Here is a 24,920-nt window from a genome sequence, read left to right as displayed (position 1 = left end):
TGTTCCTGCTCTAGTCCATTGTAAGGATAGGATAACTACTTGGAATATCAAGAATATCGCTTTTCCGTGGCGCCCATGATGGATTGGACCGACCGGCATTGCCGGGTGTTCCACCGTCACCTGACGAGGCGGGCGCTGCTCTATACGGAGATGCTGACCACTGGCGCCATCATTCATGGTGACCGGAAGCGGCTGCTTGGGTTCGACCTAGTCGAGCACCCGGTCGCGCTTCAACTCGGCGGGTCGGACCCACGCGAGCTGGCGCTGGCGGCGCGGATCGGCGAGGAGTTCGGTTATGACGAAATCAACCTCAACGTCGGCTGCCCCTCCGACCGCGTGAAGGACGGCCGTTTCGGCGCTTGCCTGATGGCAGAGCCTGATCTCGTGGCGAGGTGCGTCGAGGCGATGAAGGGTGAGGTGGCCGTGCCCGTGACCGTGAAGTGCCGCATCGGGATCGACGACCAGGATCCCGAAGTCGCGCTCGACAACCTTGCGCACGCAGTCGTTGACTCCGGCTGCGATGCGCTGATCGTACATGCCCGGAAAGCATGGCTCAGCGGTTTGTCACCAAAGGAGAATCGCGAGATCCCGCCGCTCGACTATGATCGCGTCTATCGCCTCAAGCGCGCGATGCCGGATGTGCCTGTCATCATCAACGGCGGCATCCCCGGTGTCGACGAGGCAAGGGCACATCTCGATCACGTTGACGGCGCGATGCTTGGACGAGCCGCCTATCAGGAGCCGTGGCGGCTGCTCTCGGTCGATACCGACATTTTCCGCGAGGCGGCGCCGCATGCCTCGATGCAGGATGCGCTCGAAGGGATGGTGCCCTACATCGAACAGCAGCTCGCGCGCGGCACGAGGCTGCACTCTATGGCGAGGCATTTCGTCGGCGCATTCCACGCCGTCCCCGGCGCGCGCGCCTTCCGCCGGCATCTTGCCGAGCAGGGGGTGAAGCCGGGCGCTGGCCTCGAGGTGCTACGCGAAGCGATTGCGCGTGTCGGTGCGCGCGCACCGGCGGAGGCGGCGGCCTAGCCGTAATCGCATGACGAGCCGGATTGCAAGAGTCTAGTCGACTGCCAGGCGCGAGCGGCGGCGACTGGTCTGGAGCTCCGGATAACCCGTGAGCATCAGCCTGTCGGCGCGCACGCCCCAGCTCTCCAGGCGATCGAGGAAGCTCATCCCGAGCAGGTTGGTCTTCATCTGCCCGCGCTGTACGACGAGGGCTGGCACCGATTTCTCGACGAGGTGACCGACGGAGAGGCGGTCGATCGTGAGGCGGGCCGCCTTGGTATGACCGCCCGCGGTTTCGAGATCGACGTCGTATTCGAGCATCTCGAGCGGCAGCCCGATCGCCTTCGCGGTTTCCCAGGTCAGCACCACCGAGGTCGCGCCGGTGTCAATGACCATCGGTGCGGCCACGCCGTTGATCTTCGCGCGCAGCGCGAATTCGCCGCCCTGGCCGCGCGGAATCTGCACGGCGGGCGCGGGCGCTGCGGTCTGCGTGCGAAAGATATGCGAGACCTTGCTGCTTGCGCGCGCGATCTGGTCGGAATCGCCATAGGCGACGACGGCACCGGCCGTGCAGGCGAGCATGATGAAGACGAGCAGAAAGCGGATCATTGCGCATTTCCAGATGCGCGCCGACCGGTCAGGTGTGTTTCGGCGATCCCGCGATGGGCGGAAGTCCAGCCTGATTCATGCGCGCCGGCAACAGCGCCATGAGGGCGAGCCGCTCCGCGCTCTCCATGGCGTGCCAGCGCGCGATCTCCGGCAATGTGCGTCCGCAGCCGAAGCACAGCCTGGTCTTGGGGTCGATCATGCAGACCGCCACGCACGGCGTTTCTTTGCTCATTGGGGCATAGTGGCGGATGGTCGGGCATGTCTGCAAGCATCTCGTTACGAGCCCGTACCCGCGCTCATGATCGGCTTGCGGCGGGGCCGGCGCTTCTCGTCCGCCACCGCGGAACTCTCGGGTTGGAGCGGCGGAGAATCATCCGACATCGGCGCCAGCGCGCTCATCACGCGCTCGGGCGGGAAGGTGACGATCACTTCGGTGCCGATGCGCAGCTTCGATTTCAGCGTGAATGTACCGCCATGCAGGTCGACCAGATTCTTGGCGATCGGCAGGCCGAGACCGGCGCCCTGTTCGGCCGACTTGATCGAATTGGAACCTTGGCCGAACGATGCGAGCACGACCGGGATCTCGTCCTCGGGAATCCCGGAGCCGGTGTCCTTCACCGAGAGATATTGTCCGCCTGAGGCCGTCCAGCCGGCCTTGAGCCAGATCTCGCCGCCCTGCGGAGTGAACTTGATCGAGTTGGAGAGCAGATTGAGCACGACCTGGCGGATCGCGCGCTCGTCGGCCCACAGCCGCGGCATCGCCTGCTCGAACACCTCGTGGATGGTGATGCCACGGCTCGAGGCGCGCAGCTTCATCAAATGATGGCAGTCGGCGACGATGCCGACCAGCGAGACCGCTTCCTCGTTGAGCTCGTAGCGGCCAGCCTCGATCCGCGACAGATCGAGGATCTCGTTGATGAGGTTGAGCAGGTGGACGCCGGAATTGTGGATGTCGGCCGAGTACTCCTTGTAGACCGGCACGGCATGCGCGCCGAAAATCTCGCTCTTCATCACTTCCGAGAAGCCGAGGATTGCATTGAGCGGCGTCCGCAGTTCGTGGCTCATCTGCGCCAGAAAGCGCGACTTGGCCACATTGGCGGATTCGGCGCGGTGGCGCGCTTCGTCCGAGATCGCCTTGGCTTGTTCGAGCTCGCCGATCAGCGCGTCCTTCTCGGCCCGCGCCTCGAGCGTGGCGAAGGTCGAAGAGTGCAGGCGGTGAGCCAGCAACACGAAATAGCCTTCGGCGGCGACGGCGAGCGCGGCCAGGATGTAATTATCCAGCGAGCCAGTCATCACGAAGCTCAGCGCCATCGCGACCGCGACCGGTGCGGTGGCGGCGAGGGCGGCGATCGGCAGATTGGCGGCCAGCATGCTTGATACTGCGATCACCAGCAGCATCAGGAACATCATCAGCGTTTCCGTGATCATGTCGAGCACGGGATGGATCAGGATCGCCATCCAGCAAAGGCCATAGAGCAGGTCGAGCACGACGAAACGCGTCTGCCATGCGCGCGTTGCCGCGGGCGAGGCGGGCTCGGCCAGGAAGCGGTGGCAGCTGCGGATCATTGCGGCATGAATGCAAAGCATGCCGGCGGTCCAGGCCGCGGCCGGGATCGGCTGCATCCACAGCCCAAACAGCACGCCTGTCGCGACCACAAGCAGCATCACGACATAGGAGGCCGACAGCCGCGTCTGGGCGTACTGGCGCAGCATTTCGGCATCGAAAGCCGGCCGGGTTCCACTGGTCGACGTTAACTTATCGCGCGCCTCGCGCACCCGCTGTGCCGCAGCCCGGCGATGGCTCGCCGACGGCACGCTCACCGGCTCGGCCGGAAGCTGCACAACCTCGGGCTTTTCAGCGGGTTTACTCATCGCACAACAACAATTCCTGCCCGCGCGGGACGGGCCTTCTGCATTGTCTATCTCTGGCAAGAAATCCTTAAGAGGTGACTTAAGGAGCTAAAGAATTACGTTAACCCGGCGTTAATTTTGGATCCGGCGTGAGCCGCTCAATGCAGCGCCGCGTGCTGCGCGATGTACACCACGGCGCCCGCCAGATAGCCGGCGAGCGCGGGAACGGCGATGCGGCGGGCGTACCAGAGGAACTCGATGCGCTCGAGCCCCATGGCGGCGACGCCTGCGGCCGAGCCGATGATCAGGATCGAGCCGCCGGTTCCGGCGCAATAGGCGATGAACTCCCAGATGAAGCTGTCGGGTGGATAATGCGCGAGGTCGTACATGCCCATCGTCGCGGCGACCAGCGGCACGTTGTCGATGACAGCACTGAGCAGGCCGAGCACGATCACGATGATGTCCTGTCGGCCGATCGCGGTGTCCAGCCATTTGGCCACCATGGAGAGCAGGCCGGCATGTTCGAGGCAGGCGACCGCGAGCAAGATGCCGAGGAAGAATACGATCGAGCCCATGTCGATCCGCGTCAGCGCATTCGCAAGCGTGAGGGGACCGCGGACATGCTCATCCTTTTTGCGATGAACGATCTCGCCGACCAACCACACGATGCCAAGCCCGAGCAGGACGCCCATGAAGGGCGGCAGGTGCGTGACCGTCTTGAAGGCGGGCACCGCGATCAGTACGCCGAGTCCGAGATAGAACATCACGTTCCGCTCGAACGGATCGACGCCCTGCAATCCGTCCTCTTTCGGCGGTGGTGCGATGGTCTTGCCCTTGAGTGAAAAGCTGATGAATGCGAGCGGCACCAGCAGGTTGAGCAAGGAGGGCAGGAACACCGCGCTCATGATTTTCAGGGGCGAAATCTGTCCGCCGATCCACAGCATGGTCGTGGTGACGTCGCCGATCACGGTCCATGCGCCGCCGGCATTTGCGGCGATGACGATGAGGGAGGCGAACAGCAAGCGGTCGTCGCGCTTGGCGATCAGCCGCTGGATCAGCGAGACCATGACGATGGTGGTGGTCAGATTGTCGAGGATTGCACTGAGGAAGAAGGTAACGAAGCCAATCAGCCATATCAGACGGACCTGGCTGGTCGTGCTGATGCGGGAGGTGATGACCTCGAAACCGTCATGGGCGTCGATGACCTCGACGATGGTCATCGCGCCAACCAGGAAGAACACGATCTGCGCGGTGGCAGCGACGGACTCGTCAAGCTGACGGCCGACCAGCGTGTGGTCGCCGGTCGCGAGCGCGTAGATTGTCCAGAGCACGCCCGCGCCGAGTAGCGCAGACGCGCTCTTGTTCACCCCGATAGGATGCTCGAGCGCGATCGCCGCATAGGCGAGGATGAAGATTGCGGCGAGTGCGGTCAGCAAGGCAGGATCACTTCGTGAGGTGTCAGCGATTCAGGCGCGCGAGCAGGCTCGATGTATCCCAGCGCTTGCCGCCCATCTTCTCGACCTCGGCGTAGAACTGGTCGACGAGCGCGGTCACCGGCAGATTGGCGCCATTGCGACGGGCTTCGGCCAGCGAGATCGAGAGATCCTTGCGCATCCATTCGACCGCGAAGCCGAAATCGTATTTGTCCTCGTTCATGGTCTTGTAGCGGTTCTCCATCTGCCAGGACTGCGCGGCGCCCTTGGAGATGGTTTCGATCACGGCGGCGACGTCAAGGCCACTTTTCTTGGCGAAGTGAATACCCTCGGAGAGGCCCTGGACGAGGCCGGCGATGCAGATCTGGTTGACCATTTTGGTCAGCTGGCCGGAGCCGGCGGGCCCCAGCAATTTGCACATCCGCGCATAGGCGCCTGTGATGATCGGCTCGGCGCCGGCATAGGCGTCCTGCGCGCCGCCGCACATCACCGTCAGCACGCCGTTCTCGGCGCCGGCCTGGCCGCCGGACACGGGTGCGTCGATGAACTTGAAGCCGGCCTTGGTCGCGGCCGCATCGAGCTCACGCGCGACCTCGGCGGAAGCGGTGGTGTGGTCGACGAAGGTTGCACCCTTCTTCATGCCGGCAAACGCGCCGTCGGCACCGATCGTGACCGCGCGCAGATCGTTATCGTTGCCGACGCAGCACATCACGAAATCCTGGCCCTCGGCCGCGGCCTTCGGGGTCGCCGCGGTCTTGCCGCCGAACTTGTCCGCCCACTCCTTCGCCTTGGCCGCGGTGCGGTTATAGACGGTGACCTCATGGCCCCCTTTTTTCACGAGGTGTCCGGCCATGGGGAAGCCCATCACGCCGAGACCGAGGAAAGCGACTTTAGCCATCTGTAGTACCTTGTCCGTAGTTTGGGTTTTACGGTTCTTGCCGGGCGAGGGCCGTCCGGTTCCGCCATTGCGGCAGATCGGGCGCACCATAAACCCTTGAGGCCGGAGGGCAACGGGTTCGTTTGGCCCCGCCTGTGTTAGGATGGTGGACCTAAGGACTTCAAAAAAAGGGAGCGAAGGCATGGGCGGCGTAAGCGTGGGCGTGCTCGATCATTTCAATGTCCGGACCCGGAATCTGGCCGAAACCGTCCGCTTCTACGAGGACGTGCTGGGCCTGGAAAAAGGCGCCCGGCCGAATTTCGCCTTCCCCGGCGCCTGGATGTACAGCGAGGGAAAGCCGGTGGTGCACCTCGTCGATATTTCTCCGACTGCCGAGCCACAAAAGCCGGATTCCGGCGTTGTCCACCACGTCGCCTTCGCCAGCCGCGGGTTTGACGGCATGAAGCAGCGGCTGGCCTCAAAGGGGATGAAGTTCGACTCCCGCCAAGTGCCCGGCGGTGAGCTCTGGCAGATCTTCGTCCACGACCCCAACGGGGTCATGATCGAGCTCAACTACGAGGCGGCCCTGGAGCAGGGGGCCGCGCCCGCCGAGATGGCTGACGATATCGGCAGGCAGTAGCCTTTTGGGCGTTTCCGCTCTAATGGGGCATCTTGAATTCTAGGAGATGCGCTTTGAGCGTGACGCAGCAACAGGTTCTCGACAGCCTCGCCAGGATCAAGTCGCCCCGCGGGGTCGCGCTCACCAATGCCAATGTGCTGAGCGCGATCAGCGCGGCCGACGGCAAGGTGTTCTTCTCGATCAATGTCGATGCCGCCGAAGCGCGAGCCTGGGAATCCGTCCGGGCCGAGGCCGAGGCCGCGGTGCGCGCCATTCCCGGCGTCACCACCGTCATGGTGGCGCTGACCGCCGAGCGGAAGGCCGGCGCGGCGCCGCCACCGCCGCCAACTCCCAGCCGCGGCACGCCGGGCGTGCAGCCCGTCCACGCCCACAAGCCGCCGCCGCAGGGCGGCGCCCAATCGCCGATGGCGCGGCAGTCCGAGATTCCGGGCGTCGCGGCCGTGATCGCGGTCGCCTCGGGCAAGGGCGGTGTCGGCAAATCCACCAGCGCGCTCAACCTGGCACTCGGTCTGCGCGATCTCGGCCTCAAGGTCGGGCTGCTCGATGCCGACATCTACGGCCCATCGGTGCCGCGGCTGACGGGCCTGCACGAGAAGCCGGAGCTGAACGACGAGCGCAAGATGATTCCGCTCAGGCGCTTTGGCCTGGCCATCATGTCGATCGGCTTCCTGGTGGAGGAAGAGACCGCGATGATCTGGCGCGGGCCGATGGTGATGTCGGCAGTGACGCAGATGCTGCGCGACGTCGTATGGGGCCAGCTCGATGTGCTCGTCGTCGACATGCCGCCAGGCACCGGCGATGCCCAGCTCACGCTGGCGCAGAACGTCCCTTTGAAGGGCGCCGTGATCGTCTCGACCCCGCAGGACCTGTCGCTGATCGACGCAAGGCGGGGGCTTGCGATGTTCAAGAAGGTCAACGTGCCCGTGCTCGGCATCGTCGAGAACATGAGCTATTTCCAGTGCCCGCAATGCGGCACGAAATCCGACATTTTCGGCCATGGCGGCGCGCGCCACGAGGCCGAGAAGCTCGGGGTACCATTCCTGGGCGAGATCCCCCTGCACATGGCGATTCGCGCCACCTCGGATGCGGGCACGCCCGTAGTGGACAGCGAGCCGGATGGTCCCCATGCGGCGATCTACCGCGCCATTGCGGGACAGGTGCGGGACCAGCTCAAGGGCGTCATCGCCGCGGCCTAAGCGGATCCAAGCCGATCCCTTGAAACCAATACCTTGGGGACATGCGACTTTCGTAGAGCCCTGTCATGCCAATGTCGCGTTTCGAAAGCAGGGCTTCCGTGTTAAAGGCCCACGGCAGTCAAGCCCCTTCGGTTCGACGCGGCCCAAGAACGCGTCGCCGGAATGAGCGGCAGCAAAGAGGAAGTTAGGGGAAACGCCCCAACAAGGAGAGACTGAAGATGAAGCGTCGTGATTTCCTGAAAGTGTCGGCAGCCGGCGCGGCGGCGACCGCCGCGGTGGCCTCGCCGGCGATCGCGCAGTCCTCGCCCGAGATCAAGTGGCGCCTGACGTCGAGCTTCCCGAAGTCGCTCGACACCATCTATGGCGGTGCCGAGCAGATGGCGAAGTACGTCGCCGAGATGACCGACAACAAGTTTCAGATCCAGGTCTTCCAGGCGGGTGAAATCGTCCCGGGCCTGCAGGCGCTGGATGCGACCCAGAAGGGCACCGTCGAGATGTGCCACACGGTGTCGTATTATTACGTCGGCAAAGACCCGACCTTCGCGATTTTCGCGTCGGTGCCTTTCGGCCTGAATGCACGCCAGCAGAATTCCTGGCTGTACCAAGGCGGCGGCAACGAGCTCGCCAACGAGTTCTTCAAGAAGACGAACGTGGTGGGCTTCCCCTGCGGCAACACCGGCACCCAGATGGGCGGCTGGTTCCGCAAGGAGATCAAGACCGTTGCCGACCTGTCGGGCCTGAAGATGCGCATCGGCGGCATTGCCGGCCAGGTGCTTCAGAAGGTCGGCGTGGTGCCGCAGCAGCTCGCCGGCGGCGACATCTATCCGTCGCTCGAGAAGGGCACCATCGACGCGGCCGAATGGGTCGGTCCCTACGATGACGAGAAGCTCGGCTTCGCCAAGGTCGCCAAGTACTACTACTACCCGGGCTTCTGGGAAGGCGGTCCGACCGTTCACGCCTTCGCCAACATCGACAAGTGGAACGAGCTGCCGAAGAACTATCAGGCGATCCTCACCAACGCGACCGTCAACACCAACACCTGGATGGCCGCGCGCTACGACATGGTGAACCCCGGCGCGCTGAAGCGTCTGGTCGCCGGCGGAACGCAGCTTCGCCCGTTCACCAATGAGGTTCTGGAAGCCTGCCTCAAGGCGACCAACGAATTGTGGGGCGAGATCTCGGCCAAGAATCCCGACTTCAAGAAGTCGATCGACGCCATGCAGGCCTACCGCTCCGACGAATATCTGTGGTGGCAGGTCGCCGAATACACCTACGACAGCTTCATGATCCGCTCGCGCACCCGCGGCTGATCTTCGAACAAGTCGCAAGACGACACGCCCGGTCTCGTTCGCGAGGCCGGGCTTTTTCTTTGGGGCGACGCTGCGGAGCGGCGTTGTCGCCGGGGGACGGGCGGGGCCTCCAACAAAAAATCTGAAAAACAACCCCATGCACAGTAGACGAGGGGTGAGAGGACAAGGCGTTGCGAGTGTAGCCAACAGCTTGATGCGATGGGCTAATTGGCAGGCACGCCCGAGCATCGCGCGGTCGAGGGCAACTTCGTATTTTTGGGCGTCAAAGCGGGCAGGCGCGCGTGCTTCAGCGAGATCGTTTGACTCGTCGGGCAAAACAGTGGCATAAAGGCATTATCGCAAAATCCGAAATGAGCGCCTCGGCGGCTGGCCTGGGGTTGATGATGAGCTTCGATCCCGATGAGGTTCAAAGCGCGCTGCGCAAGGCCTGGTCGTTGGCAACCGCCAGTCAATGGACGGCGAGCAATCCGGCGGCAGGGCAATGCAACGTCACCTCGCTGCTGATTCACGAGCTCTTCGGCGGCGAGTTGCTGAGGACGCCGCTGCCGGCCGGCGACCATTTTTACAATCGCATTAGAGGCCGGCGGTACGACTTCACGGCGAGCCAGTTCGATCAGCCGATTGCTTACAAGGATTTGCCCGCAAGCCGTGCCGATGTGGAATTGGGAGCGACAAGCGATGAACTGGCCGAACTCAGAGCCGCTTTTCAGGAGCGTCGTACGAAGTAAAGCCAAGGGCCGATCGCAGACGGGTGAGAGGAGTGGGCGCGGGGAATCAGCTGAACATCAATTCGCAAGACGGTCTTTGCTCATGCGCAGGATGACCACCACACCCTCTTCCGACCAGTCAAAAGTTATGGTCCCGCCAAGCTGGGCGGCCATACTTCGGTGCACCAACTGGCTTCCAAAGCCTTCGAGCTTTGTTGGAGCGACAACGGGGGGACCACCCCGCTCCGTCCACTTGACCACGACCTCGTCCTCGTGAGCGTTGCACGATACGTCCAGGGTGCCACTTGAAAGGGACAGCGCACCGTATTTCGCAGAGTTGGTTGCCAGTTCATGCATCACCAAGGCGAGTGCTGTGCTGGAAGCCTCTCCCACGTTCATCTTGGGGACCGAGACACGAATACGAACGCTGGCTCCTTCCTCATCGTACGGCGCAAGCAGAACAGAGATGAGGTCTCCGAGAAGCGTCCCTTCTCTATTTCGTCCCGGTACCGGGCGCACAAGGTCCTGAGCACGTCCAAGAGCGATCAGGCGACTGGTCAGCTCCTGGGCCATATCCTCTTTTGATGCTGCCGAGCGTGAGCTCATTTGCGTCAGCGCCGTTGCGACGGTGAGAAGGTTTTTCAGCCGGTGGCTCATCTCGCCCGCCAGGAGCTCGTTGGCTTCCTCGGCTTGCTTGCGTTGGGTGACGTCCAGGAAAATACCGAACATCGTTCGATCCGCGATGTCGGCATCGTCGCCCTGGCCCCGCGCGGAAATCCAACGGATATCGCTGCCGGTCAGAATACGAAAATCTATCTCGTAAGAGCCTACGACTGCGCGAGTAGCGGCAAATGCCGATCTCACCCTCTCAAGATCGGCAGGGTGGATGTTCTTGGACAGTATCTCGAACGTAATTTTCTGCTCGCCCTTGGGCACCTCCCAAAGGTCGTACGCGGGTTCATCCATGGTGATGGCGTCGGTATCAACGTTCCAGGACCATAGAGCGACACCGGCGGCGCGAGTGGCAGCCCGGAGGTGCTTTTCGTGCCACAAGGGCATCGTCACCTGGCTAGGAACCATTGTGCTTCGTTTTCCCGCTTTATCTGACCAATCGGCACCTCGGCCAACGGGCGATCGACAGATACCATACCCGGTCGAAAAGGTCTCCGTTCGACCGAGAGGGCGGGTTGAAGTGTGGTCCCGCGCCCGAGTTGGCTCAGAAGCGATCCTCCGCAAACGAGCCGTGAGGTTCGCCGACGGCGATCAGCGGCGTTGTTCGTGAGCGATTACGCGTTGCTTCGCGAAACGCCTGGGCCTTCCCTTCCATGAGTCAACACCGCCTCGGCAGCAGCTTCGTCGATGGCCGCCATCACATCAGCGGTTGCGGAATGATGAATCATGTGTCCCGCTCCGTCGATCCGGTGCAATTTGCTCTGCTTGACCTCGCCATGCAGCCTGACCGACTGCTTGATATCGATCAGACGATCGTTCTGGCCCGCGATAATGATCGTCGGCATCTTGAGTTCTGCATAAGTCTTCGAACCTGAGAATGCGGCGGAGATCAACATGGTCGCTTCGGCCGCTGTGGCCCGCATCTGTGATGGGCGCAACGCCATTTCTTTCGGAAAGCCGGCGAACTTGTTCGGGACCGGCCGGGGGCCAAACAGCTTGCGCAACATCGCGGGCCACATCATCCGACCGGCTAGCGGCGAAATCGTGGAGCTGATGACGTCCCCGACCACCGGTAGGGCGGACAGCACCGACGCCGCGCTGTCCGCGCGGGGAGTCGGGAAATAATAGCCCGAGGCCAATACGAGAGCCTGCACGAACGAAGGATGTCTTGTCGCCAGCGCAACCGCAACCGACGCTCCCCATGAATGGCCAAGGACAATCGCTTGAGAGACGCCCAACTGATCGAGGGCCTTCTTGAACAGGTCCGCCTGGGCATCCGGAGTCCAGACGACGTGCCTTGGCCGCGAGCTATGCCCAAAACCGGGACGATCGAACACCATGACCCTGTAGTTCTCGGCTGCGAGATCGATCAATCCACTCGAGACGAAATCCTGGACCATGCTCCCATTGCCGTGAAACAAGACCAGCGGCTTGCCTCTGCCGCGTTCCAAATAGTGCAGGCGAACCCCCTCGACGTCGATGAACCGACCCTGCGGAGGATTATCGCGTTGCGCTTTGTTCGCGAGCCGCCGGTTTATGATTGCGGTAGCCGCAACGAGGGTACCTGCGGCAGCAAACGCGGCGGCGCCTGGATGTCGCGTAATGGCGCTCAAGCAATCGGATAGAAGGGAGCTGGAACGTGTTCGTCGTGCAAGGCGCATGTGCATTACCTTAGGTGGTCTGCACGACGCCCCATCAAATGAGAAATGTTGCAGCTGAGTTGAACGGTTCGCGGGGGTGTTCGTTCCTCGGCAGGGCCGACGGCGGCGGGGCCCAAGGAGGTAAATTTCCGGGCCATCCGCGACCTCATCCGCTCGTGCCCGGACTGGCTTACAGGAACCTGACGGAAGGGAGCGGCCGGCCCGCCGGGTGCTTTTTCGCTGGCCGAGATGCCCCGGATGATGGAAGACAGCGAAGATGCGGCGGAAGCCGTGCGGTGACACCGGAACATCCCGCGGGAAAATGCGATGCGCCTTCTGATCGTCGAGGACAATGCCGAGCTGTCGCGGCTCGTTGCCGGCGGGCTGTCGGCGGCCGGCTATGAGAGCGACATCGTCGGCAGCGCTGCCGAAGCGCGCGAGGCGGTCAGCAGCGTCAGCTATGCCGCGATGATCCTCGACCTCGGACTACCCGACGGCGATGGCCTGTCGGTGCTGCGTGAGCTTCGCCGGCAGATGGAGCCGTTGCCGGTGCTGGTGCTGACCGCCCGCGGCGGCTTGCAAGATCGTGTCAGCGGCCTGCGCAGCGGCGCCGACGACTATCTCGCAAAACCGTTCGCGATGGAGGAGCTGGTGGCGCGACTGGAGGCGATCCTGCGCCGTCCGGGCCAGTTGCTTGGCCGCTCGCTGCGCCTCGCCAACCTCGTCTATGACACCGAGAGCCGCCAGATCTTCGTCGACGACCAGCCGCGCATCATCTCCGCGCGCGAGACCTCGGTGCTCGAGATCCTGCTGCGCCGGCAGGGGCGGGTGGTACCGAAGAAGAACGTCGAGGACCACATCTTCGGCCTCGATGGCGAGGTCGCCTCCAACGCGGTCGAGGTCTACGTCTCGCGGCTGCGCAAGCAGCTCGCCGAGCATGGCGCCAAGGTCGTGATCCACACCATCCGTGGCGTCGGCTATCTCATGGCCGAGGAGAAATAGCGTGGCCCGGATCGGATCTCACGCCGGATTCCGCGCCGGGATCCATGGGAGGTCGCCGACGTTCAAATCGCTGATCTGGCGCATCGTGTTCCTGCACATCGTGGCGGTCGCGGTGGTCGCGATCTTCCTGCCGCTGGTGCTGTTCTGGCTGCTCAATTCAGAGATCGACCAGCTGCATCGCGATGCCATGCGCGCGCAGGCCGAGGTGTTGGCCGAGCGCATCGTCGCCCAGCCCGACGGGCTGCTGACGTTCAACCTGCCGGACAGTCTCAAGGGCCTTTATTCAGAAGCCTATGGCCGCTACCAGTACGACATTCGCGATGCCGGGGGGAATCTGCTGTTTTCGTCGCGGCGCAAGACCGGCACTGCGGCGGCCGCGCCACCGCCGCTCTCCGAAACGATTTCCGGGGCTGGAGTCACCCGCACCATCGACGGCAAGGTGATACGCATTCGCGTCGCGGAGGACCTCGCGCACCGCGACGTCATCATCGACGACATCGTATCGAACTTCTTCCGGCGGGTCGGATGGATCACCATTCCGATCCTGCTGGTCCTGCTCGGCATCGACATCATCATCTTTCGCCGCGCTGTTGCGCCGCTATGGAAGGCCTCCGAGGAGGCGAGCAATATCGGCCCGGCGCGCACGGACATCCGCCTGCCGACGGAGCAGATTCCGCGCGAGATCATGCCGCTCGTCACCGCCGTCAACCAGGCGCTCGACCGCCTCGAGGACGGCTTTCGGGTGCAGCGGCAGTTCACCGCCGACGCCGCGCATCAATTGCGCACGCCGCTCGCGATCCTGCGCACGCGGATCGAGACGCTCGGCGATGGCGCCGCACGGCATGCGCTGCATGCGGACATCGAGGGCATGAGCCGCATCGTCGCGCAGCTACTGGAGATCGCCGAGCTCGACACGCTGGTGCTCGATCCCGGCGAGACCGCGGATTTGCGCGCGGTCTGCGCCGAGGTGGTCGGTTCGATCGCGCCGCTCGCGATCGCACAGCACAAGGATATCGCGCTGAGGGGCACCGAGGCGCCGGTGCTGATCCACGGCAATTCGGTGATGCTCCAGCGCGCGATCTTCAATCTCGCCGAAAACGCCATCAAGTTCACGGCAATGGACACGTCGGTCGATGTCGATGTGAGCGAGGATGGCGCGGTGCGCGTGCGCGATTGCGGGCCGGGAATCGCGGAAGCCGAGCGCGAATTGATCTTCCACCGCTTCTGGCGCGCCGACCGCCAGCGCAGCGACGGCGCCGGCCTCGGGCTGTCGATCGTGCGCGCCGTGGCGGATGATCACGCGGCGACGGTTGCGGTGGAGAATCTTCCGGGCGGCGGCGCGCAGTTCACGCTGCGGTTCAGGCTGGCGGAGAAGTCGGACGACCTTAATTTGAACGCAGTGCGGTACTGACGCGCCACCTTCTCCCGCATCCGCCTTCGCCAAGGCTTCGGCGGACATGAGGGGAGAAGGCGAAAGCGACGGCTATTTCAGCTTGCCGGTGGACAAATCCATGATCATGCGCGTGGTCAGATAGAGACGCGGCACGATGCTGTCGAGTTTGACATATTCGGCGTCGTTGGAATGCGCGCCGAAGCCCGACAGACCCATGCCTTCGACCACGGCTCCGCTGGTCTTGAGTGCGGCAAACGCCGCGTCGGTGCCGCCGCCGGTCGCCTTCTCGTCGACTTTGAGAGGCAGTCCGATCTCCTCATAGATCGTCTTGCCGTGGGCCGCGACTCGACGTGAGGCGTCGTTGGCCTCCAGCGGCGGACGGCGCACCTCGAATTTCAGCTCGACCTTGGACTCGGGCAGCAGGTGATTCTTGATCTTCTCCTGCAGTGTCTTCTCGAGCTCGTCGAAATCGGTGACTTTAAGTGCACGTGCGTCGGCCTGGGCCGTGGCCTCCGCGGGGATCACGTTGCGGTTGGTGCCGGCCTTGGAGACCGTCCAGTTCAGTTTCAGGCCCTGCTCTGGTTTGGACAGGTCCTTCATCTGCAGCAGCTGGTGGGAGAGTTCGTACAGCGCGTTGACGCCGCCCTCGGGCCGTGAGCCTGCATGTGACGACTTGCCCTGCACCGTGAGATAGGCCGAGCCGATGCCGCTGGTGGCCAGCCGCAGCGTGCCGTCGGTACCGCCGCCTTCAAAGGAGAACACCACATCCTGATCCGCAGCGAACCTGGTGATGGTGCTGCGCCAGCCCGGTGAGGAGATCTCCTCGTCGCCATTGGTGAGCACCGTCAGCGTGCCGTAATCCCGGAAGCTCAGCTTCTGCAGCAACGCCACGGTATGAAGAATGAGCGCGACGCCCTGCTTGTCGTCGGCAATGCCGAGGCCGTAGGCCTTGTCGCCGTCGATGCGGAACGGTTGATCCTTCAGCATGCCCTTCAGGTACACGGTGTCCATGTGGGCGATCAGCATGATCTTCTTGCTGCCGGTGCCCTTGAATACGGCGTGTACGGCCGGGCCGATCTTCTCGGGTGTGTCGTCGAGGCGATAGACGTCGGTGGGTTCGAGGATCTCCACCGTGCCGCCGAGCTGCTTGAGCTGGCCGGCAACGCGCTGGGCGATCTGGTTCAGACCTTCGACATCCTTGCTGCCGGATTCGATGCTGACGAGATCGCGCAGCGTATCGAGCAGCGGCTGCTGCTCTTTTTGTGCCAACGCATGGACGTCGGCCATGACATTCGCGCTCAGCTCAGCATGCGCCGGCATTGCCGCACATCCCAGCCAGAGCGACGCGATCAACGAACCAACGAGCGATGGAGCAGGGTAGGATCGCGACATGCGTGGCGGCCTTAGGTTGCGGGAATGGCGCGGTATGCCCGTGTTTCCGGCGCTTGTCACGTGCCCGGCGCGCCCGTCATGCCCGGCCGAGGCGGGCGTGATGGGAACGGCCAGGGCCGCGGCCGTCTAAGCCTAAAGTCGTAGGACCGGATGGCGCGGGAGCTGGGCATTTTCGTCCCTCACATCGTGAGGGATGGAAATCGGACGACACATGTTCCATGCTGGCCTCCAAGCCTCGGCAAGAAGGCCCATCGGCACAATCCATCAGGGTAGGACATCATGAAAAGACGAGATTTCATCAAGGTCACCGGGCTTGGTGCGGCGGGTGTCGCCACGCTCGCCGCTCCAGCGATCGCGCAGACGACGCCCGAGATCAAATGGCGCATGCCGACGAGCTGGCCGAAATCGCTCGACACGCTCTATGGCGGCGCCGAGATGATGGCCAAGATGGTCGCGGAAGCGACCGACAACAAATTCCAGATTCAGACATTTGCCGGCGGCGAGATCGTGCCGGGCCTTCAGGTGCTCGATGCCGTGCAGAACGGCACCTGCGAAATCGGCCACACCGCGTCTTATTATTATTTCGGCAAGGACCCGACCTTCACCTTCGGATCGTCGGTGCCGTTCGGGCCGAACATGCGCATCAACCAGGCCTGGTACACACTCGGCGGCGGCAGGGAGATTCTCAACGAGTTCTACAAGAAGTACAACGTCGTCTCGCTGCTTGCCGGCAACACCGGCTGTCAGATGGGCGGCTGGTTCCGCAAGGAGGTCAAGACGCCTCAGGACTTCAGCGGGTTGAAATTCCGCATCGGCGGCTTTGCCGGAAAGGTGATGGCCAAACTCGGTGCGGTGCCGCAGCAGATCGCCGGTGGCGACATTTATCCGGCGCTGGAGAAGGGCACCATCGACGCGGCGGAATGGGTCGGGCCCTATGACGACGAGAAGCTCGGCTTCGTGAAAGTCGCGCCGCATTATTACTTCCCGGGCTGGTGGGAAGGCGGGCCCATGCTTCTCGCCTTCGTCAACCAGGACAAGTGGAATGCGCTGCCGAAGCACTACCAGAGCATCCTCGAGCAGGCGGGGCACTACGCCAACAACTGGATGATGGCGAAGTACGACCAGTCCAATCCGCCGGCGTTGCGGCGCCTGCTCGCGGCCGGTGCCAAGCTGCATCCGTTCTCGCCAGAGGTCATGCAGGCCTGCTTCAAGGCGTCAAAGGAGCTGCACACCGAAGTCTCGGCCACCAACCCGGATTTCAAGAAGGTCTACGAATCGCTGACCGCGTTCTCGAACAACGGATATCAGTGGTTCCAGGTCGCCGAAGTCGGCTATGACAACTTCATGGCGCGCAACTCGCAGAGCTGATCGCAGAGCGCACGATCGGCCCAAACGAAAAAACCCGGAGCTTTCGCTCCGGGTTTCTTTTTGTAGGCGGGCCGGGCGCTATTGTTTCGGCTGGCCGAAGTCGAGCGGCGGCAGATCGATCTGGGGAATGTCGATCTTGATGCTGTTGGGATCGACGGTGGACTGCACACCCTTGTAGTGCATCACCATCGACGGGAACATGATCACGAGCAGCACCATGACGAGCTGGATGACGACGAACGGCACCGCACCCCAATAGATCTGTCCCGTCGTGACCGGCTCCATGCGTTTGCCGGTGACGCGGTCGGTATAGCGCTCCTTCGGCGCGACCGAGCGCAAATAGAACAGCGCAAATCCGAACGGCGGATGCATGAATGACGTTTGCATGTTGACGCCGAGGATGACACCGAACCAGATCAGGTCGATGCCGAGATGCTCGGCAGCCGGCCCGAGCAGCGGGATCACGATGAAGGCAAGCTCGAAGAAGTCGAGGAAGAACGCCAGCACGAACACGAAGGCGTTGACGAAGATCAGGAAGCCGATCTGGCCGCCGGGCAGGGATGTCAGCAGGTGCTCGACCCAGACATGGCCGCTGACGCCGTAGAAGGTGAGCGAGAACACGCGTGCCCCGACCAGGATGAAGACGACGAACGCGGACAGCTTCGCCGTCGATTCGGTAGCCTGACGGATCAGGTCCCAGGTCAGCCGCCGCTTCGCGGCTCCGAGAATGAGGGCGCCGGCTGCACCCATCGCACCGCCTTCGGTGGGCGTCGCGACGCCGATGAAGATCGTGCCCAGCACCAGGAAGATCAGGAATAGCGGGGGCACCATGACGAAGGTGGTCTGTTGCGCCATCTTCGAGAGGAAGCGGTAGCCCGTCAGCTTGTCGAGGACCCAGTTCGCGATGGCGACGAAGAACGCGAAGAGAATGCCGAAGAACATGCTGAGCACGACGAAGTCGGCGCCGTGTGTCTCCGAATTCCGCATCATGAACCAGCCGAAGACGCAGCTCGCCAGGAACAGCACGCCGAGCGACTTGAGGCCGCGGTCGCCGCTCTCCTCGCGGAAGCCGATCGCCTCCTTGGGAAGACCCGGCGCCGCCTTCGGGAAAATCATGGTCACGAGGAACGCGTAACCTGCATAGAGGCCGGCGAGCACCAGGCCCGGAATGAATGCGCCCTCGTACATGTCGCCGACCGACTTGCCGAGCTGGTCGGCCATCACGATCAGGACGAGTGAGGGCGGAATGATCTGCGCCAGCGTGCCGGAGGCCGCGATGATGCCGGTCGCCACGCGGCGGTCGTAGCCGTAACGCAGCATGATCGGCAGCGAGATCAGGCCCATCGAGATCACCGAGGCCGCCACGACGCCGGTCGTCGCCGCAAGCAGGGCGCCGACGAAAACCACCGCGTAGGCGAGGCCGCCACGGATGGTGCCGAACAACTGGCCGATGGTGTCGAGCAGATCCTCGGCCATGCCGGAGCGCTCGAGCACCAGTCCCATGAAGGTGAAGAAGGGAATGGCGAGCAGCGTGTCGTTGTTCATCACGCCGTAGACGCGCTCCGGCAGGGCCTGGAGAAAGTCCGGGTGAAATTGTCCGAGCTGAACGCCGATGATGGCGAAGAACAGGCCTACTGCGCCGAGCGAAAATGCCGCCGGATAGCCGAGCAGCAGCACGACGACGAGCGTCGCGAACATGATGGGCGCCAGATTGGCGATAATAAACGCGGTCATGACTTCCCCCTAAACCGTCGCCAACGGCTACTTCTTTTCGATCGCTTCGACGAGGTGCTCGACCTCGGCCTCCAGTGCGGACACCTGCGACTCGTGTGGGTCCGGGATCATGCCGCGCATGATCGCGATTCGCTTGATCAGCTCGGATATGCCTTGAACGAGCAGGAGGGCGAAGCCGATCATGATCAGCGCTTTTGCCGGCCATTGTGGCAGGCCGCCCGCATTGCCGGATTGCTCGTTGATCTGGAGCGAGCGCAGGAAGAACGGTATTCCGGTCACGATCATGACAACGGTCAGCGGGATCAGGAAGAAGATGTGCCCGATGATGTCGATGATGTTGCGAGCCCGTTTCGGCATCATGCTATTGAAGATGTCGATCCGGATGTGCTCGTTGTCGAGCAGCGTCCAGGACGCGCACAGCAGGAACACGATGCTGAAAAGCACCCATTGCAGCTCGAGCCACGAGTTGGAGGACGTGTCCAATGTCTTTCGGATGATCGCATTCAGCGCCGAGATGACGACGGCGAGCAGGATCAGCCAAGCCAGACGTTTGCCCGTCCAACGTGTGAACGCGTCAATTCCATTGCTCAGCTTCAGGAGCGCTTGCAAGATTGGTCCTCCCCGATTTGCCCCGGCCGTCTTGACTGCGCCGAGTGGGCGCGTTGGCTTGTCTCGCCGCGCAGGCATGAGGCTGCCGCACCAAACCAGCGAGCGTGCCGCCAGTCAATCGGAAGTTTGTTGATAGTTAAGGGGAATAAGCCGCGGCCGGCCAGCCGATGTTAGCCGCCGGTGACGCTCATGTGCCTGGAGACGCTGGGGCGGTCGTGGCGGCGGTCGATAATGAAATCGTGGCCCTTGGGCTTCAGCCCAATGGCGCGGTCGATCGCATCCGCAAGCAGCGAATCGTCGCCCGATGCACGCAGAGGTTTGCGCAAATCGGAGGCATCCTCGTGGCCGAGGCAGGTGTGCAACGTTCCCGTGCAAGTGACGCGCACGCGATTGCAGGATTCGCAGAAATTATGGGTCATCGGGGTGATGAAGCCGAGCTTGCCGCCGGTCTCGGCGACGCTGACATAGCGCGCCGGCCCCCCGGTGCTCTCGGCCAGATCGGTCAGCGTGAACTGCTGGGCAAGGCGCGCGCGCACCAGCGACAGCGGCAGATATTGGTCGATTCGTCCCGATCCGATCTCGCCCATCGGCATGACCTCGATCAGCGTCAGCCCCATGCCCTTGCCGTGGGCCCAGCGCATCAGGTCGGGAAGTTCGTCCTCGTTGAGGTTCTTCAGCGCAACGGCGTTGATCTTGACTGCGAGGCCCGCGGCGCGTGCGGCCTCGATGCCTTCCAGCACCTTGTCGATCTCGCCCCAGCGGGTGATCTCGCGAAACTTCTGCGGATCGAGCGTGTCGAGCGAAACGTTGATGCGGCGGACGCCGCAATCGGCGAGTTCGCTGGCATGTTTCGCAAGCTGGGTGCCGTTGGTGGTCAGCGTCAGCTCGCTCAGCGCGCCGCTCTTGAGGTGCCGCGACAGCGAGCGAACCAGCGTCATCACGTTACGGCGGACCAGCGGTTCGCCGCCGGTGAGCCGCAGCTTCTTCACACCCTTGGCAATGAAGGCCGAGCAGAGCCGATCGAGTTCCTCCAGCGTCAGCAGGTCCGCCTTGGGCAGGAACGTCATGTCTTCCGACATGCAGTAGAAGCAGCGCAGGTCGCAGCGGTCGGTGACGGAGACGCGCAAATACGAGATGGTCCGTCCGAACGGATCGGTCATCGTGCTCGACAGGGGGCTCGCGGAAAGTCCGTTCATACCAAATGCCTTGTCACTTGCGGCAACGCGAGCAGTTTTGCTTCAGCGGTGTCCTGGAAGCAATCTAAGCATCGAATGCGTCAGAGACAAATGGGGGATGACGGAGGTCAGCGCTTGCCCGCGTTCGGATCGGGGAAAGGCGAGCCCGCAGCCGGTGCGGCAGCAGCCGGGGCGACCGCGGCCGCCGCCGGTTTCGGTTTCTTCGGGCGGTGCGGCTTGCGGACCGTTTTGGCGGAACGGCCGGCTGGAGCTCCGCGAAAATCGGGTTGGGGTCGGTGGTGATCGAGGCGGGCGTGGTGAAGTCGCCGGGATTCCTGATGACATTCACCGGTACGCTCACCGGCTGGTATTTTGGGAGCGCGAAAGCGACCGTGAAGGGGGCGTCGGGGGCGGGAACCGCGACGGAGCAGGGCGTCTTGCAGCCGGCACCCAGTGAGGTCGTGGCGTCAGCACCCGGGGGATTGGATTCGAGCCGGACCTGCACGGTCGGCGGGGCCGATTTGAACATGTCCCAGGACGTCGAAGACATCGAGGAGCAGCCGGCAAGGCTCGCTGCTCCCAAGAGACTGACCCCAGCTAGCGCAATCGCGATGACACGACGCATGACCATCGACCTATTGCGACGAACCGCCACATCCCCGGACAAACTTAGGAGTGTCGTTCCGACCGAGCAACCGGCCGGCCGCACATAGTTAGTAGATGGTTAACGCCGGATTCCGTGGAATAACTAAGCTATCTCAGCTACTTGAGAGCTGCCTGCGCGGTCATCAGGCTGCTGGCGGCGGCCGGCAGGTCGCGCATGTGATGAATCAGCCGGTCCGGCTTCAACTCGGCAATCGGGACGTCCGTATAGCCGAAGCTGACCCCGATCACGGGAACTCCGGCGCGCCGGGCCACGCCGACATCGGGTCCGGCGTCGCCGACCATGATGCTCGCTTTGACCTCGCCGCCGGCCCGCGCCACCGTTTCCCGGAAAATGGTCGGATCGGGCTTCTGGACGCCAAAAGTGTCAGCGCCGCAGATCGCGGCGAAGCGCCGGCTCAGGTCGAGCTGATCCAGCAGGCGCTTCGATAGCCATTCCAGCTTGTTGGTGCAGACCGCGAGACGATGGCCTTGGACCGCAAAATGGTCGAGCGCGGCCTCCAGCCCCTCGAAGGGCCGGGATTCGACGGCGATATTGTCGGCGTAATAGCCGATGAAATCGGCCGTCATCCGGTCCATGTCGGCCACCGTGACGCTGCGGCCCTCGGCCTCCAGCCCCCGCTCGATCAGCTTGCGGGCGCCGGCGCCGATCATGTTGCGGGCCGAGGCCATCGGCACGGGCGGCAGCCCTTCGCGGTCGAGCACGTAATTGAGCGCGGTGATCAGGTCGGGCGCGGTATCCACAAGCGTGCCGTCGAGATCGAAGACGATGGTGTGGGAGGGGGTCATGGTCCAGCGCTACCGGCCCGGCCCCGCCCGCGCAAGGGCCGAAGCCATAAGATCAACTTATAAGGTGGGTCCGGAGGCCTGTTCCCCCAGACCCTGTTCTCCGAGGGAAAACGAGGCTACACAGGCCGCCGCAAGCCTAACACTCGTAATTCAGGGACGGCGCAAACGTGAACATGGACCAGTTGAAGCGGCAGGCTGCGGCGCGCGCCCTCGAGGACGTCCGTGACGGCATGCAGCTCGGGCTCGGTACCGGCTCGACTGCAAAACATTTCGTCGAGCTGCTCGGCGAGCGGGTCCGCGCCGGACTGAAAGTGATCGGCGTGCCGACCTCCGAGGCGACGCGTCTCGATGCAATCCGCTGCGGCGTGCCGCTGACCACGCTGGATGAGATCGATCATCTCGACATCACCGTCGACGGCGCCGACGAGATCGATCCCGAACTCAATCTGATCAAGGGCGGCGGCGGCGCGCTGTTGCGCGAGAAAATCGTGGCGGCCGCCTCGGATCGCATGATCGTGATTGCCGACGACACCAAATGGGTGCCGACACTCGGCGGCTTTCCGCTGCCGGTCGAAGTCATCCCGTTCGGGCTCGGCGCAACGCGTCGCGCGATCGAGAAGGCGTTTGCGGAATGCGGCGTTTCCGGGCAGATGGCGGTCCGCAACGGCAAGGACGGCCACGTTTTCGTCACCGATGGCGGCCACTGGATCCTCGATGCCCAGCTCGAAAAGATTGAGGATCCCGCCCGCCTCGCCACGGCGTTGAGCGCGATCCCCGGCGTCGTCGAGCATGGTTTGTTCATCGGCTTGGCCAGCTCGGCTGTCTTGGCGGGTGGCGAGGGAATTCGCGTGATTGAACGGCGAAAGCCGAAAGGAGACTAGGAATGAAGAGCGTTTTGAAATTGTTGCCGGTCGCGACCCTCGCTGTGGGACTGGCCCTCTCGGTCGCCCCGGCCGGGGCCCAGCAGGCGGCTCCGCCGAAATCGTCGCCGACGGCCATCGCGGCCGCCAAGGAGATCCTCGCGATCAAGAACGCCAGTGCGATGTATGCCAACGCCGTGCCCGGCCTGGTCGATAAGACCAGGATCGCGCTGATCCAGCAGAACCTCAACTATCAGAAGGATCTCACCGAGGTCGCCGGGGTCGTCAACCAGCAGCTGGCAGGCCGCGAAAAGGAGATCGGAGAAGGCATGGCGCAGGTCTATGCCAGCGAGTTCACCGAGCAGGAGCTGAAGGATCTCGTCACCTTCTACAAGTCGCCGCTGGGCAAGAAGCTGATCGAAGCCGAGCCGCGCGCGATCGGGCTGAGCATGGCCTTCATGAACTCCTGGGCTCAGAACTTCTCCGAGACCGTGATGGGTGCCTTCCGCGCCGAGATGCGCAAGCGTGGCAAGGAGATCTGACAGTCCCTATCTGATCGGAATCCGGATCATGTTCTGAAAGAGGTCGGAGTGGACAATGGCTGAATTCGACGTCGACCTCTTTGTCATCGGTGGCGGTTCGGGCGGCGTGCGCGCCGCCCGCATCGCGGCCGGCTACGGCGCCCGCGTCATGATCGCGGAAGAGTACCGCATGGGCGGGACCTGCGTGATCCGCGGCTGTGTGCCGAAGAAGCTGTTCGTCATCGGCTCGCATTTCCGCCATGAGATCGAGGACGCCGCCGGCTTTGGCTGGACCGTTCCGTCTGCGACCTTCGACTGGCCGACGCTGATCGCCAACAAGGACAAGGAGATCGCGCGTCTGGAGGCGGCTTACACCGCCAATGTCGAGAAGTCGGGCGCGCAAATCGTCAAGAGCCGCGCGGTGATCGAGGACAAGCACACCGTCCGCCTGCTCGAGAACGACCGGAAGATCACTGCAAAATACATTTTGATCGCCACCGGCGGCGCGCCCAATCACGGCGCTCCGATTCCCGGCATCGAGCACGTGATCTCCTCCAACGAGGCGTTTCACCTGGCCAAGCTGCCGAAGCGGATCGTGATCCAGGGCGGCGGCTACATCGCGCTGGAGTTCGCCGGCATCTTCGCCGGCTTCGGCTCCGACGTCACAGTCATCTATCGCGGCGACAACATTCTTCGCGGCTTCGACGAGGATGTTCGCGCCCATGTCCGCGCCGAGATGGAGAAGCAGGGCATCACCATCCTGACCGGCTGCACGGTGACGAAGGTCGATCGGCACGGCGAGGAATTCACCACGCATCTGTCGAACGGATCGAGCCTTGCCTCCGACCAGGTGATGTTCGCGATCGGCCGCCATCCCGCGGTCGCCAATCTCGGCCTGGAGAAGGCCGGCGTCGCCATCAACCCGCGGAACGGCGGCATCGCGGTCGACCATTTCTCCAAGAGCTCGGTCGACAGCATCTACGCGATCGGCGACGTCACCCATCGCTTCAACCTGACGCCGGTCGCGATCCGCGAGGGCCATGCTTTCGCCGACAGCGTGTTCGGCAAGCGCGAGGTGCAGGTCGATCACGCCAACATCCCGACCGCCGTGTTCTCGCAGCCGGAGGTCGGCACCGTCGGCCTGACCGAGACGGCAGCCCGCGCGCAATTCAGCCATATCGACATTTACAAGACCACGTTCCGGCCCATCAAGGCGACGATGTCGGGCCGCGATACCCGCGTGCTGATGAAGCTCGTCGTCGATGGTTCAACCGACCGAGTGCTCGGCTGTCACATCGTCGGCGATGCCGCAGCCGAGATCACGCAGGCAGTCGCGATTGCGGTGAAGATGAAGGCGACCAAGGCCGATTTCGACGCGACGATCGCGCTGCATCCGACCGCGTCCGAAGAGCTCGTCACCATGCGCACCCCGACCGCTCGCCACGTCCGCCAAGCGGCGGAGTAA

At 63.4% G+C, this 24,920-nt stretch carries 23 protein-coding genes and 1 pseudogene; 11 read left to right on the top strand and 13 right to left on the bottom strand.

Features of this window, described 5'->3' with window-relative positions; all coding sequences use genetic code 11:
* Positions 1 to 39 precede the first annotated feature (39 nt).
* Positions 40 to 1,035 (top strand): tRNA dihydrouridine(20/20a) synthase DusA, encoded by a 996-nt coding sequence (gene dusA, locus IVB50_RS25725; protein WP_256465051.1) that lies wholly within the window; start codon positions 40 to 42, stop codon positions 1,033 to 1,035.
* A gap of 33 nt (positions 1,036 to 1,068) precedes the next feature.
* On the opposite strand, the gene IVB50_RS25720 is transcribed toward dusA, so the two are convergent.
* From IVB50_RS25720 to IVB50_RS25700, 5 genes are all read right to left on the bottom strand, one after another.
* A complete protein-coding gene (locus IVB50_RS25720; RefSeq protein WP_018459395.1) occupies positions 1,069 to 1,623 on the bottom strand; it encodes a TIGR02281 family clan AA aspartic protease in 555 nt (184 codons plus the stop codon).
* A gap of 28 nt (positions 1,624 to 1,651) precedes the next feature.
* Positions 1,652 to 1,855, bottom strand: coding sequence for a DUF1289 domain-containing protein (locus IVB50_RS25715; protein ID WP_018459394.1), 204 nt, complete (start codon positions 1,853 to 1,855; stop codon positions 1,652 to 1,654).
* Between the two features lie 44 nt (positions 1,856 to 1,899).
* Positions 1,900 to 3,495 (bottom strand): HAMP domain-containing sensor histidine kinase, encoded by a 1,596-nt coding sequence (locus IVB50_RS25710; protein WP_018459393.1) that lies wholly within the window; start codon positions 3,493 to 3,495, stop codon positions 1,900 to 1,902.
* 137 nt (positions 3,496 to 3,632) lie between these two features.
* Entirely contained in the window at positions 3,633 to 4,910 is a 1,278-nt protein-coding gene (gene nhaD, locus IVB50_RS25705; protein ID WP_018459392.1) for a sodium:proton antiporter NhaD, read from the bottom strand.
* Between the two features lie 22 nt (positions 4,911 to 4,932).
* Positions 4,933 to 5,805, bottom strand: coding sequence for an NAD(P)-dependent oxidoreductase (locus IVB50_RS25700; protein ID WP_026233796.1), 873 nt, complete (start codon positions 5,803 to 5,805; stop codon positions 4,933 to 4,935).
* Positions 5,806 to 5,986: 181 nt separating this feature from the next.
* On the opposite strand from IVB50_RS25700, the gene IVB50_RS25695 reads away from it, so the two are divergent.
* The 4 genes from IVB50_RS25695 to IVB50_RS25680 all read left to right on the top strand — a co-directional run bounded on the left by IVB50_RS25695 (position 5,987) and on the right by IVB50_RS25680 (position 9,658).
* Positions 5,987 to 6,424 (top strand): VOC family protein, encoded by a 438-nt coding sequence (locus IVB50_RS25695; RefSeq protein WP_018459390.1) that lies wholly within the window; start codon positions 5,987 to 5,989, stop codon positions 6,422 to 6,424.
* A gap of 53 nt (positions 6,425 to 6,477) precedes the next feature.
* Entirely contained in the window at positions 6,478 to 7,620 is a 1,143-nt protein-coding gene (locus tag IVB50_RS25690) for an Mrp/NBP35 family ATP-binding protein (RefSeq protein ID WP_247297652.1), read from the top strand.
* Positions 7,621 to 7,838: 218 nt separating this feature from the next.
* Positions 7,839 to 8,930: a TRAP transporter substrate-binding protein gene (locus IVB50_RS25685; RefSeq protein WP_018459388.1), complete on the top strand. Its 1,092-nt coding sequence runs from the start codon at positions 7,839 to 7,841 to the stop codon at positions 8,928 to 8,930.
* A gap of 383 nt (positions 8,931 to 9,313) precedes the next feature.
* On the top strand, positions 9,314 to 9,658 hold the full coding sequence (locus IVB50_RS25680; protein WP_085395846.1) for a hypothetical protein: 345 nt from the start codon (positions 9,314 to 9,316) through the stop codon (positions 9,656 to 9,658).
* Positions 9,659 to 9,715: 57 nt separating this feature from the next.
* Here the strand turns inward: IVB50_RS25680 and IVB50_RS25675 are convergent, their stop codons facing one another.
* Together IVB50_RS25675 and IVB50_RS25670 are read right to left on the bottom strand one after the other, a co-directional pair.
* Entirely contained in the window at positions 9,716 to 10,696 is a 981-nt protein-coding gene (locus tag IVB50_RS25675; RefSeq protein ID WP_157643099.1) for a sensor histidine kinase, read from the bottom strand.
* Positions 10,697 to 10,923: 227 nt separating this feature from the next.
* The gene (locus tag IVB50_RS25670) at positions 10,924 to 11,970 is read right to left on the bottom strand and encodes an alpha/beta hydrolase (RefSeq protein WP_026233795.1); all 1,047 of its coding nucleotides are present in this window, start codon (positions 11,968 to 11,970) and stop codon (positions 10,924 to 10,926) included.
* Between the two features lie 306 nt (positions 11,971 to 12,276).
* Between IVB50_RS25670 and IVB50_RS25665 the strand changes: the two genes are divergently transcribed.
* Both IVB50_RS25665 and IVB50_RS25660 read left to right on the top strand, forming a co-directional pair.
* The gene (locus IVB50_RS25665; protein WP_007592584.1) at positions 12,277 to 12,951 is read left to right on the top strand and encodes a response regulator transcription factor; all 675 of its coding nucleotides are present in this window, start codon (positions 12,277 to 12,279) and stop codon (positions 12,949 to 12,951) included.
* A gap of 1 nt (position 12,952) precedes the next feature.
* On the top strand, positions 12,953 to 14,362 hold the full coding sequence (locus IVB50_RS25660) for an ATP-binding protein (RefSeq protein ID WP_018459384.1): 1,410 nt from the start codon (positions 12,953 to 12,955) through the stop codon (positions 14,360 to 14,362).
* A gap of 72 nt (positions 14,363 to 14,434) precedes the next feature.
* Here the strand turns inward: IVB50_RS25660 and IVB50_RS25655 are convergent, their stop codons facing one another.
* On the bottom strand, positions 14,435 to 15,736 hold the full coding sequence (locus IVB50_RS25655; protein WP_039800683.1) for a M20/M25/M40 family metallo-hydrolase: 1,302 nt from the start codon (positions 15,734 to 15,736) through the stop codon (positions 14,435 to 14,437).
* Between the two features lie 279 nt (positions 15,737 to 16,015).
* Between IVB50_RS25655 and IVB50_RS25650 the strand changes: the two genes are divergently transcribed.
* Positions 16,016 to 17,104, top strand: a complete 1,089-nt coding sequence (locus IVB50_RS25650) for a TRAP transporter substrate-binding protein (protein ID WP_018459382.1) — start codon at positions 16,016 to 16,018, stop codon at positions 17,102 to 17,104.
* A gap of 78 nt (positions 17,105 to 17,182) precedes the next feature.
* Here IVB50_RS25650 and IVB50_RS25645 read toward each other — a convergent pair whose 3' ends face one another.
* The 5 genes and pseudogenes from IVB50_RS25645 to IVB50_RS25625 all read right to left on the bottom strand — a co-directional run bounded on the left by IVB50_RS25645 (position 17,183) and on the right by IVB50_RS25625 (position 22,074).
* Positions 17,183 to 18,838, bottom strand: coding sequence for a TRAP transporter large permease subunit (locus IVB50_RS25645; protein ID WP_018459381.1), 1,656 nt, complete (start codon positions 18,836 to 18,838; stop codon positions 17,183 to 17,185).
* Positions 18,839 to 18,865: 27 nt separating this feature from the next.
* Positions 18,866 to 19,447, bottom strand: coding sequence for a TRAP transporter small permease subunit (locus tag IVB50_RS25640; protein WP_018459380.1), 582 nt, complete (start codon positions 19,445 to 19,447; stop codon positions 18,866 to 18,868).
* 170 nt (positions 19,448 to 19,617) lie between these two features.
* Positions 19,618 to 20,643: a GTP 3',8-cyclase MoaA gene (moaA, locus tag IVB50_RS25635; RefSeq protein WP_247297650.1), complete on the bottom strand. Its 1,026-nt coding sequence runs from the start codon at positions 20,641 to 20,643 to the stop codon at positions 19,618 to 19,620.
* A 107-nt stretch (positions 20,644 to 20,750) separates the two neighbouring features.
* Positions 20,751 to 21,247, bottom strand: a pseudogene (locus tag IVB50_RS25630) (hypothetical protein).
* A 137-nt stretch (positions 21,248 to 21,384) separates the two neighbouring features.
* A complete protein-coding gene (locus IVB50_RS25625; protein ID WP_247297648.1) occupies positions 21,385 to 22,074 on the bottom strand; it encodes an HAD-IA family hydrolase in 690 nt (229 codons plus the stop codon).
* 167 nt (positions 22,075 to 22,241) lie between these two features.
* On the opposite strand from IVB50_RS25625, the gene rpiA reads away from it, so the two are divergent.
* The 3 genes from rpiA to gor are packed head-to-tail and all read left to right on the top strand — an operon-like array spanning position 22,242 to position 24,920.
* Positions 22,242 to 22,955 carry a ribose-5-phosphate isomerase RpiA gene (gene rpiA, locus IVB50_RS25620; protein WP_085352729.1) on the top strand — a complete coding sequence of 238 codons (714 nt, stop codon included), beginning with the start codon at positions 22,242 to 22,244 and terminating at the stop codon, positions 22,953 to 22,955.
* A 2-nt stretch (positions 22,956 to 22,957) separates the two neighbouring features.
* Positions 22,958 to 23,476, top strand: coding sequence for a DUF2059 domain-containing protein (locus IVB50_RS25615; protein WP_085352730.1), 519 nt, complete (start codon positions 22,958 to 22,960; stop codon positions 23,474 to 23,476).
* A 55-nt stretch (positions 23,477 to 23,531) separates the two neighbouring features.
* Positions 23,532 to 24,920: a glutathione-disulfide reductase gene (gene gor, locus IVB50_RS25610; protein ID WP_247297647.1), complete on the top strand. Its 1,389-nt coding sequence runs from the start codon at positions 23,532 to 23,534 to the stop codon at positions 24,918 to 24,920.

The sequence above is a fragment of the Bradyrhizobium sp. 87 genome, from assembly GCF_023073015.1.
Classification (GTDB): domain Bacteria; phylum Pseudomonadota; class Alphaproteobacteria; order Rhizobiales; family Xanthobacteraceae; genus Bradyrhizobium; species Bradyrhizobium canariense_D.
This window is presented reverse-complemented; position numbering and strand designations above follow the sequence as displayed.